The following is a 16,604-nucleotide window of genomic DNA, read 5'->3' as shown; positions in this document are numbered from 1 at the left end:
TAACAAAGCGTAGCAGTGGAATCAGGTAGATATAGGATTTACATGGAAGAGATAAGATGATTTTTTTCTCCGGCAGAGGTAGTAAGGGAATAATTAACGTGCGTTATTAAAAATAACACAAATATTTTTCTTATGCAACAGTTGGAATTTTTAATTGCATTATTGTGATAGAATTAAACAAGCTATCGTTAATAAATCTAAGATTTGAAATCTGCTGCCCGACTTATATAACTTGCATGCACCTGCAATGCGATACCGTTGCGCTTTCCAGGCCCAACAGTTAATTAGTTTATAAAGACGCGAACACCCGTCAGGGTTAAAAATAGCAAGTATCTTTGCTTTAAATTCAAGAACATTATATGATACCTGTTGTAGCCTCCACCGGACAAATTTTAAAATCAGCTTACTGAAAATGAAACACCCACAGCTTCTTTTTGCAGCTTTCATTTCTACATCTATTTTCTTTAGTGGATGCAATGCACAATCAAAGTCACAAAATTCGTTCAAATTAAGCGCAACAATTTTGTTACCGAGTGTAAGTGGGAGAATAGACCATTTATCTTTCGATAATAAGCATCAAATTGTTTTTATTGCGGCCTTAGGAAACAATACTCTTGAAGCTGTTGACATCAAAAGCAAAAAAGTAATTCGCACAATCAAAAATTTGAAAGAACCGCAGGGAGTAGTTTTTATTCCCGAAAGCAATTCACTTTTTATTGCTAACGGTGGTAATGGTGAGTGCGATGTTTATAATGCAGAAAATTTTCAAAAAACTGTTACTGTAAAATTATCAGGCGATGCTGATAATGTTCGTTATGATGCAGCCGATAAAAAGATTTATGTGGGATTTGGTGATGGAGGTATTGCAATAATTGATGCAACCATATTTAAGGTGATAACCGAAATAAAATTATCCGGACATCCGGAATCATTTCAAGTAGATAAAACTTCAAAAAAGATTTTTGTCAATGTCCCTGACCAAGAGCAAATTGAAGTTATTGATTTAGAAACAAATTCTGTAATTAATAAATGGAAAATGACTGAAGCAAAAGCAAATTTTTCAATGGCTTTAGATGCAATAAATCATCGTTTATTTGTTGGTTGCCGACGCTCACCAATACTTTTAATCATCGACACACAGACAGGACAAACAATTTCTTCTTTTTCTATTAATAGCGATGTGGATGATATTTTTTACAACACTGTAAAAAAAGAAATCTATTTGAGTTGTGGCGCTGGCTACATTGATGTTTTCAAACAAATAAATGCAAACTCTTACGTAGCAAACGGAAAAGTGTCTACACATTCAGGAGCAAGAACATCTCTTTTCATTCCTGAGCTCAATCAACTGATCGTAGCTTCGCCATCGGGTTTTAATAGGAGTGCTTCCTTATCAATTTACGATATAAAATAAAAATATCAGGAAATAAGCATTCCTTTATGTTTTGGCATTTATAGCCTTTTACTCAGCTTAGCACAAATAGAAAGCAGAGCGCTCAATAAAGAGTTTGGTAAAAAGGGTTCAACTAAAACCGCTATTAAGTTAACACTGTTTTGATAATAGAAATGGCTTTGCATTTTTAATGACTTAAAACCGCCAATACCTAAGTAAAAAAAGAGGCCGCGGTAGAAACCGCGGCCGAACCAAAACTAACTACATAAGAGTAAATAATTTATTAAAATACTTACTTTATGACGGTGCAAGGTATGATGAATATTTTCTTATAAAAAACTCCACGGCAGTTTGCGGGTGTAAAAATGGAATAGGCGTAAGTCGAGGTTAGCTAGTATGGGGGGTGTGGCTACGCCACCGCAAAAAATGGAGCCATTAGCATTGCAAAATTTCCTTTAAAAAGTTGCGCCCTTCGTTGGTAATTAGTACACCTAAGAAACGCTTTCCTTTTTCGTCGAAAAAAAATTCGGTTCTCACCAATTTGCGATCGATTAATCCTTTTGCGCCTCTTTCAGTAGCCTCGCATGGGAGCCGGTTCATTAACTCTCTTTCGTGGCATTCCATCAAGAATTCAATCATTTGCCCGGAGGGAGGTTTTATCTTATTCAAATTTCTGTTATACATGCCTTTAACTTTGGTTTTAAATTATATAACCGATAATTCAATGAGCTAAACCTGTTTTTGTGGAAGAAATTCACCAGCATTATATATGTTAGCATTGGTCCGTATTGTTTACATTACATGTAGTTGCTATGTATAAAAAACATGCCAAATATTTATTTTATTGGTCGTTGAACGTTAATAGCGACTTTTCGGGAAAAGCTGAGAGGCATAGGGCCAGCACATCTTTGGAGAATGAAAAGATTTCAGTAAATGCCAAAAGTTTTCAAAGTAATGAAGAAAATTCTGGTTTACGATAATGATCAAGACACGCTCGATGTAGGCCATATTGCTCAATATGTATGACTACATCGTAATCACGAAAACTCAATGCATTAACATAATACAGGAAAGTACTGATTTACAACCCCGATTTAATTATAATTGATTTATACATGCCGCGATGGATGGCGAATGCGCTGTCAAATTATTGAAACAAACTTATGCCACCAGGTGCATTCCTGTTCTGCTTTTTTCGACATGTAATAAAATTGAAAAAATTGCTGGTAATAGCCGTGTTGATGGCTACATAAAAAAGCCCTTTAACATTGACGATGTTTTAAAAACAATCGAAGAAAAAATAAGATCCGGCAGCAGGCAGCCTTAATTAAATTATTTTTTGTTAATGAATGTATTTGTAGCACAGGGAGAAACAATTTCTACATAACAGGAAAAAAACGTAATTAGTTTCCTAATAATATTCTGGTTTGACATAAAAAAAATCAAGCATATATTTTGATTACAAGAAATAGTAATTATAAAACTCTATTAATTTTTTAAAATAAATTTTTAACTATGGCTACAAAGCATAATAAGAAAAAGAATTTTTTTGAAAACCTGTCATCAAAGGTTACAATAGCGGTCGGCAGTACTACAGCAATCGTTCTCGCATTTGGATCGGTTTTAGTATGGGCGGTTCTTGGGCCGGTGTTCCATTATTCCGAGGCATGGCAGATGGTTATTAATACCGGCACCACCATCATTACTTTTTTAATGGTGTTTCTTATTCAGAAATCGCAAAATAAAGAATCGATGGCAGTGCAGCTAAAATTAAACGAGTTGGTTGCCGCCCACGAATTTGCCAGTAACCGCCTGGTAGATGTCGAAAATATGACGGAAGATGAGTTGAAAGTAATTCAGAAATATTATACAAAACTTAAACTGAAGACACAAAAAGAAGAGTCGCTGCAACGTTCTCATTCTATAGAAGAGGCTTCTCAAATGCACGATCTTAAAAAAGATATAGAAGATAGGGTTCGTAAAAAAGTAAAGAAGTAGCAATGGGCAATTATTATAAAATTATAGTTATCGTTTATGCGTTAACGTTATTGTTTGGATGCGGCGTAACTGGTACCTCAACAAAATACAATTTTTCAAGTGGCTATTATCACAGTAAATTAGAAGGTAAAGTAAATAAAAAGTATTACGTTGTTACTTCCGGGGAGGATTCGATAAAGGTTTATGCCGCCGGAGATATAAAGGCCAACAGGGATTCAGTAAAATCGATCGCTGTACTTTTCACTTCTCATGAAAAACCTGCAAATTTTAAACAATATAAATTCCGGGCTGAAGGTTTTGACCTGGATGTTTTATCTATTGTTTTTAAATACCGCCCGGCCGTCGCGCATTTTCCGGGCCAGCTCAATACAAACTTTAATGGCGCATTATATGCAGGCTATCGTATCGACAATTATTTTCTTACCTACAATAAAACACCGTTTCAATTCACCAACAGAAAAATCAGGCATCATGGCTATAGCATAGGAGGATTTGCCGGCGTGGGCGCCGCACACATTGACCAGTCTGTTACGCTAAACCGTATTAATTATGAATACGATGGTGCCGTCATTTCTACTGGTGTTGCCTCTGAATTTGGATTTAATAAAATAACTTTTGGTGTTGTATTTGGTGTTGATTTGTTAACCGATCAAAACAAGCGTTTATGGGTAAATGAAGAAAAGCCGTGGATCGGGTTAAGCATCGGGCTTAACTTGAATTAGCCCCTGAATGTTACCTGTAAAAAAAGATTTCGTTTTCTATTTCATGAAAATTATCACTAATAATTTTCTGGTTAAATTTTTGAGGCTCTATTATTCAATTTTATAAAATTAAAATAATAGCTATGCCCAAAAATACCCCCAAACAAAAAGCAACTATCGATAAAAAAATTGAAAACCTTGCGCCCCATACTGAAGATGGGACCGGGCAATTTATGACAACCGATCAGGGTTTAAAAATTAATGATGATCAAAACTCCCTGAAGGCGGGCGAGCGGGGAGGCACACTACTGGAAGATTTTATCCTTCGTGAAAAGATTACCCACTTTGATCATGAGCGTATACCGGAAAGAATTGTGCACGCACGTGGCTCTGCAGCTCACGGATATTTCCAGGTTTATGAATCTATGGCGAAATATACCAAAGCGGGTTTTTTGCAAGACCCTTCTGTAAAGACTCCCGTGTTTGTGAGGTTCTCAACTGTGGCAGGTTTCAGGGGCTCCGGCGATCTGGCAAGAGATGTCCGTGGGTTTGCTGTTAAGTTTTATACTGATGAAGGCAATTATGATTTGGTGGGTAATAACATTCCCGTTTTTTTTATACAGGATGCTATCAAATTCCCCGATCTTATTCATGCAGTAAAGCCGGAGCCGCATAATGAAATACCGCAGGCTGCTTCTGCCCACGATACGTTTTGGGATTTTGTTTCATTAATGCCAGAGTCGATGCACATGATTATGTGGGCCATGAGCGACCGGGCCATTCCCAGGAGTCTTCGTATGATGGAAGGTTTTGGTATTCACACTTTTCGTTTTATAAATGAGCAGGGAAAAGGCTGCTTTGTAAAATTTCACTGGAAGCCCTTGCTGGGCGTTCATTCGGTAACATGGGATGAAGCGTTAAAGATTAATGGGAAAGATCCTGACTTTCACCGCAGGGACTTGCACGATGCAATAGATAATGGTGATTACCCTGAATGGGAAATGGGTGTGCAGATTGTACAGGAAAAAGATGAACACAAATTTGCTTTCGATTTACTTGATCCCACCAAACTAATACCTGAAGAAGAAGTGCCGGTTATGCGTATTGGTAAGATGACGTTGAACAGGAACCCGGATAACTTTTTTGCAGAAACAGAACAGGTAGCTTTTCATCCCGGCCATTTGGTGCCTGGTATAGATTTTACCAATGATCCGTTATTGCAGGGAAGATTATTTTCTTATACAGATACACAATTATCGAGATTGGGAAGCCCTAACTTTCATGAGATTCCAATAAACCGTTCCATTAATACAGTACATAACAACCAGCGTGATGGCCATATGCGCCAGCAAATTAATAAAGGCAAAGTTGCGTATAACCCTAACTCGTTAGGCGGCGGCTGTCCCTTCCAGGCTAAGATGGCTGATGGAGGCTTTACTTCGTATGTAGAACGAATCGATGCAAAAAAAGTACGGGCTAGAAGTAAAAGTTTTTTCGACCATTTTAGCCAGGCAAGATTATTTTATATGAGCCAGAGTAAACCCGAACAAAATCACATAGTAGATGCCTTAAGTTTTGAACTGGGCCATTGCGACACAGAAGCGATAAGGGTGAGAGTGGTAGGAATGCTTACTCAAATTGACGGCGGTCTTGCTGCGAGGGTTGCCGATAATCTTGGAATAAAAGTTCCCGCAAAGCCAGAGCAACCCATGAACCTCAGCTTTGGTGCAGATGCAAAACCCAAAGATTTTCAACCCGTGTTTGTGCAGCAAGCAGTGGAAAAATCTGCAGCATTGAGTATGGCGAATACTGTGAAGAACACGATTAAGACAAGGCAGGTCGCCATTCTTGCAACTAACGGTACAGACGATTCTTTAATGAAAATGAAAACTGCATTGGAAGCTAAGGGCGCAATGGTAAAGGTTGTTTCATTGAAACTGGGCACATTTGCAACGACGGATAATAAACAAATAAAAGCTGACCAGGCATTTTTTGGATCGTCCTCTGTGTTGTTCGATGCAGTGTACGTTCCGGGTGGAGCTAAAAGTATTGATGCCTTAAAAAATGAGCCCAATGCAATACTTTTTATTAATGAGGCATACAGGCATTGTAAAGCAATTGCTGCAGTAGCTGAAGGGACGGATCTTTTATCAACCACTTATGCCGGCGAAAAAATTAATAGTTATCAGAATGATGGTAACGATCTCGCTACTCTCGGGATTATCACGGGTAAAAGTTATAAGCCTGAAATTGCTGCTGCATTTGTTGATGCAATTGCCCAACATCGCTTCTGGCAAAGAGAAGAGTTAAGTAAGATACCTGCGTAACATATATGCATTTAAATAAAAAAGTGATTGTTTGTGCAATCACTTTTTTTATTTATTAAAAATTGTTAATACGTAAAGGAAAGTTCAGCACCTTGATTAATATTTTTTCTCAAAAACCTGAGCTTTATTAAACGATATTTAAATATGTGTTTTACCTTCGGGGGCAACCTATTTATTAAAACTCAAAGTGAACACCTGTAATGGATAATTCATTCCAGTCATTAGATCATTCCTTTAAATATTTTGAAGCTTTATATAAAAATACTGTAGAAAATTGTGTGTTATTATTAAACGAAAGCGGCGTCGTCATTTCTATTAATGAAGCTTTTGAAAATTGCTTTGGCTATAACCATAATGAGGTTAGAGGGCAAAATCTTTCCATATTTTTTACAGATGAGGATATAAAAAAAGGCAAACCGGCAAATGAAATTAAAAATGTTTTAACCAAAGGCCAGTCATCTGATAATAATTACCTGGTAAAAAAAGATAAAAGTATTACCTGGGTTTCCGGAGAGTCGGTGTTGGTTAAAAATGAAAAAAACGAAAAGAGGATTTTAAAAGTTATCCAGGACATTAATGCCCAAAAAAAATCTGAAGAACAAGTTACACGGTTAGATGAGCTCAATGAAAAAATTCTTAAGTCTATTGAAGATGTTGTAATTGTTCTGGATGAGCATTTAAATATTTTAAATGCCAACGAATCTTTTAACTCGCTGTTTGAAGTAAACTTTAAAACCGGCGCCCTGTTCAGTTTTGCTGACGTTATCAAACTTCATAAGTTATCCGGAAACTTGATTGATAGTATCCGGGACACATGTATATGTAAAAAAGGCTTCTCCAATCTCACAGTCGAAATAGAATCCGCATCTAAGGAGAAGAGAATTTTTGATGTAAACTGCAATGTTATGGAGCATAACAGTAGCGGTACCAAATTGCTCATTATTATGCACGATATAACGGTTCATAAGGGCCTCGAAAGAGAAAGGGAAGATGTAATAGGTTTTGTGGCACACGAGTTAAGAAATCCTTTGGCAAATATTGTTTTATGCAATGAGTTGCTTGGAGATTTAATTAAGGAAAATAACCAGGAAGAGATTGATGATATGTTGCAGCGGAGCAAAAATAATGTGATGAGGCTTAATAAGCTCATAGGAGAATTATACGATGCGGCTAAAGTAAATTCAGGTAATTTAAAGCTTGAGCTTTCCATATTTAATTTTGAAGAGATGGTGTTTGAAGCTATTGATACCGTGAAAGTGTTGCACCCCGCATATAATATAATTGTTAGTGGCGATGGCAGAGTAGACGCCACCGGCGATCGCTACCGGCTGATACAGGTTGTAACCAATTATTTAAGTAACGGCATAAAATATTCAAATGGTAACACGGATGTTCAGTTACATATATCTTACAATAACGAATCTATAACCGTTTCGGTAAAAGACAACGGGCTGGGCATTTCGCCCAAACAACTGCCTTATATTTTTGATCGTTTTTTCAGGGCGGAAAAAACAAAGAACCTTGAAGGAATTGGGTTGGGTTTATTTTTATGCCGCCAGATAATCTATGCACACCGCGGAAAAGTTTGGGCAGAAAGTGAAGAAGGAGAGGGATCAACCTTCTATTTTTCTATACCCCGTATCTGATAATATTATGGCATAGCTGTTGACTGGTTTTTCATAAACGCCTTATGAAAAAGATACTGGTAATTAATAACGATTTTGATACAATGATTCTTTTAAAACGATGGCTCGAAAACAAAGGATACAAAGTGAAATTTACGGGTAATCGGCAGGCAGCTATTAATTTGATAAAAGAATTTGTGCCCTCTCTTATTCTTATAGATATAATGCAGGGGCCGCTGCTCCATAATATTAAATCGTACAAAAAGTTTGAGTCTATCCCCGTTTTGCTAATGACAGGATATACTTCAAAGCCGTTAGATATAAATTTAGCGATTGATGATTTAATTACAAAGCCATTTGACCTTGCGTTGCTGGAGGCGAAAATAAAAAGGCTCGTTAATAATAACGTTGAGGCTTAAACGAAGATGATTAATTACGTCTTTAGTGATTCATGCATTTCCACGGGGCCAAAAACTTTGTTGATTTTCTTCAAAACACTTTTTAAATTAATTCCCTTGCCTAATACACCTTTGAAAATATCGCCATGCTTGTGAATTCTTTCTACCGCATTAAAAATGGTAAAGTCTTTCATTTGTAACCCGGTATTCACTTCATCCCAAAGGAGCGGCATACTCACTGTGGCATCCTGCTTGGGGCGAAGAGAATAGGGGGCCGCAAGCGTAGCTTGTGGCCGGTTCTGTAAAAAGTCGAGGTATAATCTTTCTTTCCGGTTTTCAATAATACGCTCAATACTCGTAAAATCCGGAATCATGGAATGGACAATTTTTACCAGCACTCTACCGAATTCTTTGCTTTGTTCATAAGTATATTTTGCGCCAAGCGGTATATAAATATGTATGCCCGTTGCGCCTGAAGTTTTGCAATACGCCGTAACATCAATTGCATCGAGAACCTGCTTTATGGTTTGGGCTGCTGTAATCACCTGCTTAAAACTTGTTTTATCCGAAGGGTCAAGGTCAAGAATACACCAGTCAGGATGATCGGGTTTTTGAATGCGGCTGCTCCATGGATGCATCTCAAGGCCGCCCATAGACGCAATTAGGAGGAGGCTAGCCTCGTCGGTACATACTAGAAAATTGCGGTCGCCACCACGCTCGCTGCTGTAAGGAAACTGCCTAATCCATTCGGGAACTTTGCCCGTTACATCTTTTTGGTAAAATGATTTTCCATCTATACCGTTAGGATATCTTATTAATGTTTGCGGGCGGTCTTTCATGTAGGGCAACATGTAAGGTGCCACCAGGTAATAGTAATTAATAACATCCCGCTTGGTTACTTTCTTTTTTGGAAAATAAATTTTATTAAGATTATTGAAAGTAATGCTATGCCCGTTAATATTTTTTGTTTGTGATTTTTCCGTGGGATTCAACAGGGTTTTGCGTTCCGTTTTTTCTGAGGTTTTAATGAGCCTACCGGTAAGGCTCTTATCAACGGTTTTCTGGCTCTTTTTTTTCATAGTTAGCTTTTCAGTTCTCTTTTTATGTAATGATTGTTTGGGTAAATTAACCACATCCTCTGTATGTTTTTCTTTTTCCCTTACAACTTCGATAGCACTTTTATCTTCCCGCATGCCTTCGAACGATGGATGCCGCATCACACCATCAGTAGTCATTTCGGCATAGCTTACTTCGCAAATTAATTTTGGCTGAAGCCACGTTGCCGTTGCTTTCGACGGATTAGGCCTGAACCTTGAAGGCTTATTAACGTCGGGAATAAAAGTGAAAGGACTTTCTTTAATTATAAGAGGCTTAAACTGCTTCATCATTTCTTTTTGCAGTTTATCTGAAAAGCCCGTACCAATTTTGCCGGTATATTGGAGTTTTCCATTGTCGAATACGCCTACCAGTAAGGAACTAAAAAGCTTGCTGCTGTCTTCGTTATGTGTATAGCCGCCAATAATTACTTCCTGTCTTTTACTGGTTTTTATTTTGAGCCATTCTTTCGATCGCTGACCCGGGTAATATTTGCTGGCTGTTTTCTTTGCAATTATGCCTTCCAATTCCAATTTTTTTGCCACTTCAAAAAATTCCGTTGCACCGGCATTAAAGCTTTCGCTTATTCTTATATTTTCTACAGATGGTTCAATGCTTTTTAAAATCTCTCTTCTTTCAGTAAGCGGCAGTTGGGTAAGATCTTTACCATCGAGCCATAAAATATCAAACAAATAATAGATCAGTTCGCCATCTGCTTCGCTTCGCCAATTCTGGAGTTTGCTAAAGTTCGAAATGCCCTTATCATTCGAAACTATTATTTCACCATCTAATACGGCATTTATTTTCCATTGCGTAAGAGAATTGTATACGGGATAAAATTTATCGTTAAACGACTTATCGTTTCTGGATTGTAATTCTGCCCGGCCATTGTTCAAATATGCAATGGCCCGGTAGCCATCCCACTTAACTTCGTATAGCCATCCTTCTCCGTCAAATGGTTTGTCGACGAGTGTGGCCAGCATGGGCTTGATATTTTTTGGAAATGGTTTCTTGATAATCAGCGACATTTACTTTTTTAATTATATATAATCATGCCGATTCATTATCCCGGGTAATAATTTATTGAAATAAAAAAGGACCTGATACTAAAAGTATAAGATCCTTTATTTTGCCCACATACCAATAAGTTGCTAATCCCTTTCAGCAGAACTTATTACTTCGATGCTGCCTCCAGGTTTACAGAAGCTTCTGCTACTTCTGTTAACTTTTCATCAGCCTCTTTTTCTTCATCTAATGTTTGTTGCAATAAATTAGCTACTTCATCTTCACCCAGTGTTTTTGCAAACGCACACAAGGTCCCGTATGTTGCAATTTCATAATGCTCTACTTTTTGCCCGGCTGATATAATGCCTGCATCTCTTACAATCCCCTCAGGTGTGTCTTCCATAATTTCTTCGGCTTCTTTTATTAAACCATCCATAGCCTCACATTTCTTTCCTCTTGCTGCTTTACCAAGTATTTGAAAAACTTCCTCGAGGCGAGCCACTTGGCCTTTGGTTACTTCAAGATGATCTTCCAACGCCGTAGCCAATTCTTCTGTTGTTGTATTTTTAATCATTTTTGGAATAGCCTTCGTTAGCGCTTTTTCGGCCCAATAAATATCTTTTAATTCATCTTCAAATAAATCGCGAAATCCTTGTTCTGCATTTGAATTGTCGGGAGCGGCTTTGCTTCCCTGCTTTGTGTTATTTGCCTTTCCATTTTGTGTGGATTTTGTAGTTGATTTCATGTGTTCTTTTTTTTTAGGTTATACAATCAATTTTCTGTGAGTGTTACTATAGGTAATATAATTACGTGCCACATTATAAAAATTTCAGTGTTAAAATATGAACATTGAAACAAGTAAACTAGCTCCAGTTGAAAGCACCACATGGCGTTATTGCAGAAATTAAGTTGTAAAGAAATTTTTAACAGGATAATTAAAGACCGAATTCCGAAATTTCTACAAAGGCAATATGATATGAGTATTTTTTTACACGTAATATTCAAATAAAAACAGGAATAGCTAAGTAAAACATGATATCTGCGAGTGGCCTCGTTATTTGCGTAGTGGAAGCCAATAATACAAAGCCTGCGTGGCTGTTTAGAACATCCCCAAAGCCAAATATTAAAAAGGAAATAATGCTGTTCAGGGTTTCTTTTTTTATAAACTTCCAATAATACCTGCAAAAGTTCAAAATAAGTTTTAATTTAATAGAGGCAACCTTTAAGAATAAATCTCCGATCTCTTATATTAGAAATTAATGCAATTGATATCTGCAGAAGAATTAAATCTATTAATCAGGGGTTGCACTCTGAACAAGAGAGAGAGTCAAAAAAAATTATATAACTCTTTCTACAGCTATGGTATGGCCATTTGCGACCGGTACACAAAACGAAAGGAAGATTCCATAGAAATTTTTAATGATAGCTTTTTAAAGATTTTTAAAGAGATCCATCGTTATAAACCGTCTTATGTGGATGAAATGAATTCTTTCAAGGGCTGGATAAGGAAAATAATGATTTATACGGCTATCGATCATAATAGAAAATATCATAAACATGATTTTAATGGCGAGCTGGAGAAGTCAATTATCTATTTGCCGGCAGATGACGCGGATGCTTATGATATGATTTCGTACGATGAAATAATAAACGCCATCCGGGAACTTTCGCCCGCATACCGTACGGTAATAAACCTGTTTATTATTGATGGATTTAGCCACGAAGAAATTTCCGATCAGTTGGGTATAGCAGTAGGTACTTCTAAATCAAATCTTTCAAAGGCAAGGCAACAATTGCAAAAAATTTTAAAAAAAGATAATCAAATACTAAGATCGAAAAATGTGGGATGACGAAATAAATAAGAAGATTAAGGATGCAGCGGATCAATACCATCCGGCCTATGACGAAAATGCATGGGACAAGATGAAATTGTTGCTTGACGAGCATTTACCGGTAGAGAAAAAAAGAAAAAAAAGAAAATATTTTCCAATTCTTATGTTATCGCTGCTGCTTGGAGGTTCATTATTCACTGTCTATTATTATAATCAAAATAGACCGTTATCAAAAAATTCACAAAAAACCGGGTCTGCAAACAATACTACTTCAACGCAATCAGCGAAGACAAATTCGCGTATTAATGATGTAGATGCCAGTTCATCAAATATTACAGAGAAAGCAAAAAATACAACTAAGCCTTTATCTCCATTGAACCAGGAAAACATAGGTCAACATTCAAAAAATTCTATAATTGAAACAAACGGAAATGAACCTGCTAAACCGTATGTCAATACAACAAGAGCAACATCTTTGAATATCGGTGCAAAAACAAATGCAACAATCGTATCCGGCGCGGTTGGAGAAGAGACGGATGCAAAAAATAACCTAGATGAGAATCTTACGATAAACGAACAACAAAATTTGGGAAAGAAAAGTATTGTTACCGAACGACCGGTAGCGATTAATAATGATCCGGACATTAAAGAAGAAATTGCTAAAGTAAAGGAAGATTCGGTAAATGCTAAGGAAGTGGCAAAAGCGAAAAATAACAATAAATCAGCTGCCACGAAAAAGTTGACGCTTTCAAATAAAAGTTTCAAAAATAATTTTGCAATTAATATCTCAGCGGGGCCTGATGTAAGTAGTGTAGGTTTTAATAAGACCGGGAAAGTGGCTATAAATTTTGGAGCAGGTATAAGCTATGCATTATCACACCGGTTTACCTTGCGAACCGGTTTTTACAGGGCTGAAAAAATTTATTCCGCCAGTAAGGATCAATATCATGTTACATCGGGCGGTAACGTTGCATATTTGTATAATATTGACGCCAATTGCAAAGTTTATGAGATACCCGTTACCGTTAGCTATAATTTGGGTAAAGCTAAAAGTCATCAATGGTTCGCATCTGCGGGGCTTTCGTCGTACCTTATGAAAAAAGAATCTTACGATTATTATTATAAATACCCGAACGGTAATGCCTACACAAAATCGTGGTCAATATCCAATAAAAACCAACATTACTTTTCTGTGCTGGATGTATCAGCAGGTTATGAATATTCTTTCAGCAAAAGAGCTTCATTAATTGCGGAGCCCTATTTGAAAATGCCTTTAAGCGGCATTGGTGCCGGTAAAGTAAAGTTAAATAGTGCCGGTGTGCTTTTTACTTTTGCTCTAAAACCTTTTTATAAAAAATAAAGCTGCATGGATGCTGAATAAATAATTGCATTCGAGGGCTGCAAATCATTATCCCTTTGAAAATAAATAAAAGGCTTTCAATCAGAAGGCCTTTTTTATAATTTAAAAGTTGGTTTATAACTAAGTTACCCTTAGCCGCCAATTTATAAACTTATGGGCGCAGCTCATTATTATTTTCATCTTCAAAGCGTTCATTTATTTCCATGCACGGATTTTTGTAAACGGGAGTTTTAAAAACTTGCCAGTTGTTAATTTTTTTTCATCTGCATAAGAAGGAACTCCCGTTACAATTTCATTTTGTGGAATGTTTAAAGGAACTGTTTCATGTATAACGACGGATCAACACTTAATTTGAAAAAACATGATGAATTATTTTACCTGGTTAAATCTAAAGCATGATCAGGAGAAAGATCTTGTCCGTTCCACGCTTTTACTGCTGTCCACGGCATCTCAGGATCGGACCAAAAACTATCAGATGCAGTTAAGCCTAATGGTAAAAATATCTCTGAACAGAGATACAGGCTTCCTGTTGTAATATAAACGTCGGCAATGTCCGGCTGGTGTCCATTTAGTCCAATGTTCAGCCAACCCTTTTGATCGAAAGTTTCAGGGGCTCCCAATGTTTTTTTTATTACTGATGTTAAAGCACTCCTCACTTGTGCAGGATTGAGCGAAGCCGGCAGACCTTTCCTCAGGGCCATGTCGGCCAGGTGATGAAAAGCACCGCTGCGGTATACAATTGAGCGGCCCGTAACCGGAAAGCTTCCATCGGTATTGATCATTCTCTCCTGGATTTCTGCATACCTTTTTCTTATCTTATCAAACTTTAAAATAAAATAATTATAACTGTTTTTCTTTTTACTGATAGTTTCCAAAACTACCTGGAGATAGGGCTGTATTACGTAGCTATTGTAATAGTCCAAATGAAATTGCATTCCGTCAGAGAACATTCCGTCACCAACATACCAGTGCTCTGAAAATTCTCTGATTGCATAATCGATTCTCACGGCATCATAAGGAAGGTCATACGCACAAAAAAAAGTTTCGATCATTGCGGAAAACAGGAGCCAATTGGAATATGCCGGCACAGTATAACGGGTACTGATAAACGCTGTTACAACCCGCTTTTGTACTGAGGAATCAAGGTGGTGCCACACCCAGGGGCAACGGACAAGACCTAAGGCCAGGAATGAAGCATCAACCAGCGGCTGGCCGCCTTCCCAAGTCATGTAATCTTTTGATGATGGATTTACCGCGTTAGCTATGGCTTTTAAAGTCCATTCCCGGTATTGATTACGAAGCGAAATTTCCTGCTCTGATCCTCCCTCTAGATTAATCCATGGTGCTATTCCACTGAAGGTTCTTCCGAATGCCTCCAGGTAGGCCACTTTACTCCGAACCTTTGCATTATCAATATGTGGAGACATTACACCCGGCATATTCTGTTTTAAATTATCCTCTGCCAGGTTCATTATTACCGGCCTTGCAATTTTATCCATATACTGCAGCCATAGCTGGCGGTCACTGTTTTTATCCTGGCCTCTTGCAATAATCGTAATACCAAAGCATACAAAAATTGCAATGCTTTTTATAACGCTTGTATATTTTTTATTGTACATGTTGCTCATTTTATTCATAGTAATTAGTGGGTTTGCTTTTTATTCTGATTGCAGCATCACCGCTAAACGAATAGTGAATAGCTTCCGATAAATGATGATACGATGAAAATAAGATTTTTGACATAAACAATACTGATAGATAAGATTTAGTTTTTATCAAGATTATTTTTTTGATACACTCTTATATAATCCACTTCCAACTTTTTAGAGAATGTTGTTTGCGCCGGATCGCCGCCATAGTACCACCGATCGCTAATTCAGTAACATATATCCCGGTTAGTTGCACGAAAATTATTTTCGTTAGATAATACGGATTCGCCTAAAAATTATAAAAGCCCGTAAACACTGAGTTTTACGAGCTTTTGATATTGAATGAAACCAACTTGGTCGGGATGACAAGATTCGAACTTGCGACCCCACGCCCCCCAGACGTGTGCGCTACCGGGCTGCGCTACATCCCGAAAATTTTTGCAAATCTATAGCAAATTATAATGCAGATTGTTTTTGAAATTGATTCTATATTAAATCTCTTTTTTGTCTGGTTTAAATAAAAGGATTAAAAATAAATTCTTAAATGTTATGAAAATAATATCCGGAACATTAATTTAGAACCAGCTTCACTTTTTGGAACCCCACAATTTTCATTTACTTAAAACTTAAAACATGAAACGTTTATCAATTTCGGGGTACATCTTATTACTGGTGTTTTTCTCCAAAGCAAATTACGCTCAATCAGACATGTCTTATCCCTACACTGCGGGCTACTCATCCGATTTTAAAATAGGAAGTGCAGCCCAGGCGAAAATGATCTTGGAACTTTGGAAAGATTGGGATGACAATGCTTTTGATCGGCATGATTATTTTGCAGATACTGTTATAATGTTTTTTCCGGATGGGAGTGTCGTGAAAGGAAAAGATTCTTGCCTTGCAGGTGCAAAAAGATACAGGGGATCTATGTCTTCTGCAGTAAGTTCATTAGATGCATGGGTCCCTTTAAAAAGCGTTGACAGAAATGAAGACTGGGTTGCAATATGGGGAATAGAAACTGACACCTTTCCTGATGGTAAAACAAGTAAACGGGATCTTCATGAAATATGGCGAATTAACAAGGACGGCAAGATAGATTTCATGAAACAGTTTTCTTCAATGCCGGCCGCCGAACAATAAATTTAAATTCATTTTTTATAGCCGATCCCTGTTAAAACGTTGACAGGGATTTTTTATAAACACAGATAAGATTACGCTTTTTTA

At 37.2% G+C, this 16,604-nt stretch carries 13 protein-coding genes and 1 tRNA gene; 9 read left to right on the top strand and 5 right to left on the bottom strand.

The window, feature by feature from the left end:
• The first annotated feature begins 412 nt into the window (after nucleotides 1-412).
• Nucleotides 413-1,414: a YncE family protein gene (locus FW778_RS13260; protein WP_150415242.1), complete on the top strand. Its 1,002-nt coding sequence runs from the start codon at nucleotides 413-415 to the stop codon at nucleotides 1,412-1,414.
• Nucleotides 1,415-1,828: 414 nt separating this feature from the next.
• Here FW778_RS13260 and FW778_RS13255 read toward each other — a convergent pair whose 3' ends face one another.
• Complete coding sequence (locus FW778_RS13255; protein WP_150415241.1) at nucleotides 1,829-2,077, bottom strand: hypothetical protein; 249 nt, start codon at nucleotides 2,075-2,077, stop codon at nucleotides 1,829-1,831.
• A gap of 831 nt (nucleotides 2,078-2,908) precedes the next feature.
• Here FW778_RS13255 and FW778_RS13250 point away from each other — a divergent pair.
• The 5 genes from FW778_RS13250 (at nucleotide 2,909) to FW778_RS13230 (ending at nucleotide 8,463) form a co-directional block, all read left to right on the top strand.
• Entirely contained in the window at nucleotides 2,909-3,391 is a 483-nt protein-coding gene (locus FW778_RS13250; RefSeq protein WP_150415240.1) for a low affinity iron permease family protein, read from the top strand.
• 2 nt (nucleotides 3,392-3,393) lie between these two features.
• Nucleotides 3,394-4,113, top strand: a complete 720-nt coding sequence (locus tag FW778_RS13245) for a hypothetical protein (protein WP_150415239.1) — start codon at nucleotides 3,394-3,396, stop codon at nucleotides 4,111-4,113.
• Between the two features lie 122 nt (nucleotides 4,114-4,235).
• Nucleotides 4,236-6,419 (top strand): catalase, encoded by a 2,184-nt coding sequence (locus FW778_RS13240; RefSeq protein ID WP_150415238.1) that lies wholly within the window; start codon nucleotides 4,236-4,238, stop codon nucleotides 6,417-6,419.
• Between the two features lie 200 nt (nucleotides 6,420-6,619).
• Nucleotides 6,620-8,065 carry an ATP-binding protein gene (locus FW778_RS13235; RefSeq protein WP_150415237.1) on the top strand — a complete coding sequence of 482 codons (1,446 nt, stop codon included), beginning with the start codon at nucleotides 6,620-6,622 and terminating at the stop codon, nucleotides 8,063-8,065.
• Nucleotides 8,066-8,109: 44 nt separating this feature from the next.
• The gene (locus tag FW778_RS13230) at nucleotides 8,110-8,463 is read left to right on the top strand and encodes a response regulator (protein WP_150415236.1); all 354 of its coding nucleotides are present in this window, start codon (nucleotides 8,110-8,112) and stop codon (nucleotides 8,461-8,463) included.
• A gap of 14 nt (nucleotides 8,464-8,477) precedes the next feature.
• Here the strand turns inward: FW778_RS13230 and ligD are convergent, their stop codons facing one another.
• Complete coding sequence (ligD, locus tag FW778_RS13225) at nucleotides 8,478-10,565, bottom strand: DNA ligase D (protein WP_235906251.1); 2,088 nt, start codon at nucleotides 10,563-10,565, stop codon at nucleotides 8,478-8,480.
• 146 nt (nucleotides 10,566-10,711) lie between these two features.
• Nucleotides 10,712-11,287, bottom strand: coding sequence for a YciE/YciF ferroxidase family protein (locus FW778_RS13220; RefSeq protein ID WP_150415235.1), 576 nt, complete (start codon nucleotides 11,285-11,287; stop codon nucleotides 10,712-10,714).
• 514 nt (nucleotides 11,288-11,801) lie between these two features.
• Between FW778_RS13220 and FW778_RS13210 the strand changes: the two genes are divergently transcribed.
• Together FW778_RS13210 and FW778_RS13205 are read left to right on the top strand one after the other, a co-directional pair.
• The gene (locus FW778_RS13210) at nucleotides 11,802-12,392 is read left to right on the top strand and encodes an RNA polymerase sigma factor (RefSeq protein WP_150415233.1); all 591 of its coding nucleotides are present in this window, start codon (nucleotides 11,802-11,804) and stop codon (nucleotides 12,390-12,392) included.
• The gene (locus FW778_RS13205; RefSeq protein ID WP_150415232.1) at nucleotides 12,382-13,734 is read left to right on the top strand and encodes a PorT family protein; all 1,353 of its coding nucleotides are present in this window, start codon (nucleotides 12,382-12,384) and stop codon (nucleotides 13,732-13,734) included. Before FW778_RS13210 ends, FW778_RS13205 begins: the two co-directional genes overlap by 11 nt.
• A 374-nt stretch (nucleotides 13,735-14,108) precedes the next feature.
• On the opposite strand, the gene FW778_RS13200 is transcribed toward FW778_RS13205, so the two are convergent.
• Both FW778_RS13200 and FW778_RS13195 read right to left on the bottom strand, forming a co-directional pair.
• Entirely contained in the window at nucleotides 14,109-15,353 is a 1,245-nt protein-coding gene (locus FW778_RS13200) for a DUF2264 domain-containing protein (RefSeq protein ID WP_150415231.1), read from the bottom strand.
• A 384-nt stretch (nucleotides 15,354-15,737) separates the two neighbouring features.
• A tRNA-Pro gene (locus FW778_RS13195) sits at nucleotides 15,738-15,814 on the bottom strand.
• Nucleotides 15,815-16,016: 202 nt separating this feature from the next.
• Here FW778_RS13195 and FW778_RS13190 point away from each other — a divergent pair.
• The gene (locus FW778_RS13190) at nucleotides 16,017-16,520 is read left to right on the top strand and encodes a Cif family virulence factor (RefSeq protein ID WP_150415230.1); all 504 of its coding nucleotides are present in this window, start codon (nucleotides 16,017-16,019) and stop codon (nucleotides 16,518-16,520) included.
• The last annotated feature ends 84 nt before the right edge of the window (nucleotides 16,521-16,604 follow it).

This window comes from Ginsengibacter hankyongi (assembly GCF_008710285.1).
Lineage (GTDB): Bacteria > Bacteroidota > Bacteroidia > Chitinophagales > Chitinophagaceae > Ginsengibacter > Ginsengibacter hankyongi.
The sequence above is the reverse complement of the archived record's forward strand: the minus strand, read 5'-3'. Positions and strand labels throughout refer to the sequence as shown.

Excerpts from the sequence above, each read along its gene's own strand:
- FW778_RS13260 (WP_150415242.1), top strand. The coding sequence starts at position 413 with ATGAAACACCCACAGCTTCTTTTTGCAGCTTTCATTTCTACATCTATT.
- FW778_RS13255 (WP_150415241.1), bottom strand. The coding sequence starts at position 2,077 with ATGTATAACAGAAATTTGAATAAGATAAAACCTCCCTCCGGGCAAATG.
- FW778_RS13250 (WP_150415240.1), top strand. The coding sequence starts at position 2,909 with ATGGCTACAAAGCATAATAAGAAAAAGAATTTTTTTGAAAACCTGTCA.
- FW778_RS13245 (WP_150415239.1), top strand. The coding sequence starts at position 3,394 with ATGGGCAATTATTATAAAATTATAGTTATCGTTTATGCGTTAACGTTA.
- FW778_RS13240 (WP_150415238.1), top strand. The coding sequence starts at position 4,236 with ATGCCCAAAAATACCCCCAAACAAAAAGCAACTATCGATAAAAAAATT.
- FW778_RS13235 (WP_150415237.1), top strand. The coding sequence starts at position 6,620 with ATGGATAATTCATTCCAGTCATTAGATCATTCCTTTAAATATTTTGAA.
- FW778_RS13230 (WP_150415236.1), top strand. The coding sequence starts at position 8,110 with ATGAAAAAGATACTGGTAATTAATAACGATTTTGATACAATGATTCTT.
- ligD (WP_235906251.1), bottom strand. The coding sequence starts at position 10,565 with ATGTCGCTGATTATCAAGAAACCATTTCCAAAAAATATCAAGCCCATG.
- FW778_RS13220 (WP_150415235.1), bottom strand. The coding sequence starts at position 11,287 with ATGAAATCAACTACAAAATCCACACAAAATGGAAAGGCAAATAACACA.
- FW778_RS13210 (WP_150415233.1), top strand. The coding sequence starts at position 11,802 with ATGCAATTGATATCTGCAGAAGAATTAAATCTATTAATCAGGGGTTGC.
- FW778_RS13205 (WP_150415232.1), top strand. The coding sequence starts at position 12,382 with ATGTGGGATGACGAAATAAATAAGAAGATTAAGGATGCAGCGGATCAA.
- FW778_RS13200 (WP_150415231.1), bottom strand. The coding sequence starts at position 15,353 with ATGTACAATAAAAAATATACAAGCGTTATAAAAAGCATTGCAATTTTT.
- FW778_RS13190 (WP_150415230.1), top strand. The coding sequence starts at position 16,017 with ATGAAACGTTTATCAATTTCGGGGTACATCTTATTACTGGTGTTTTTC.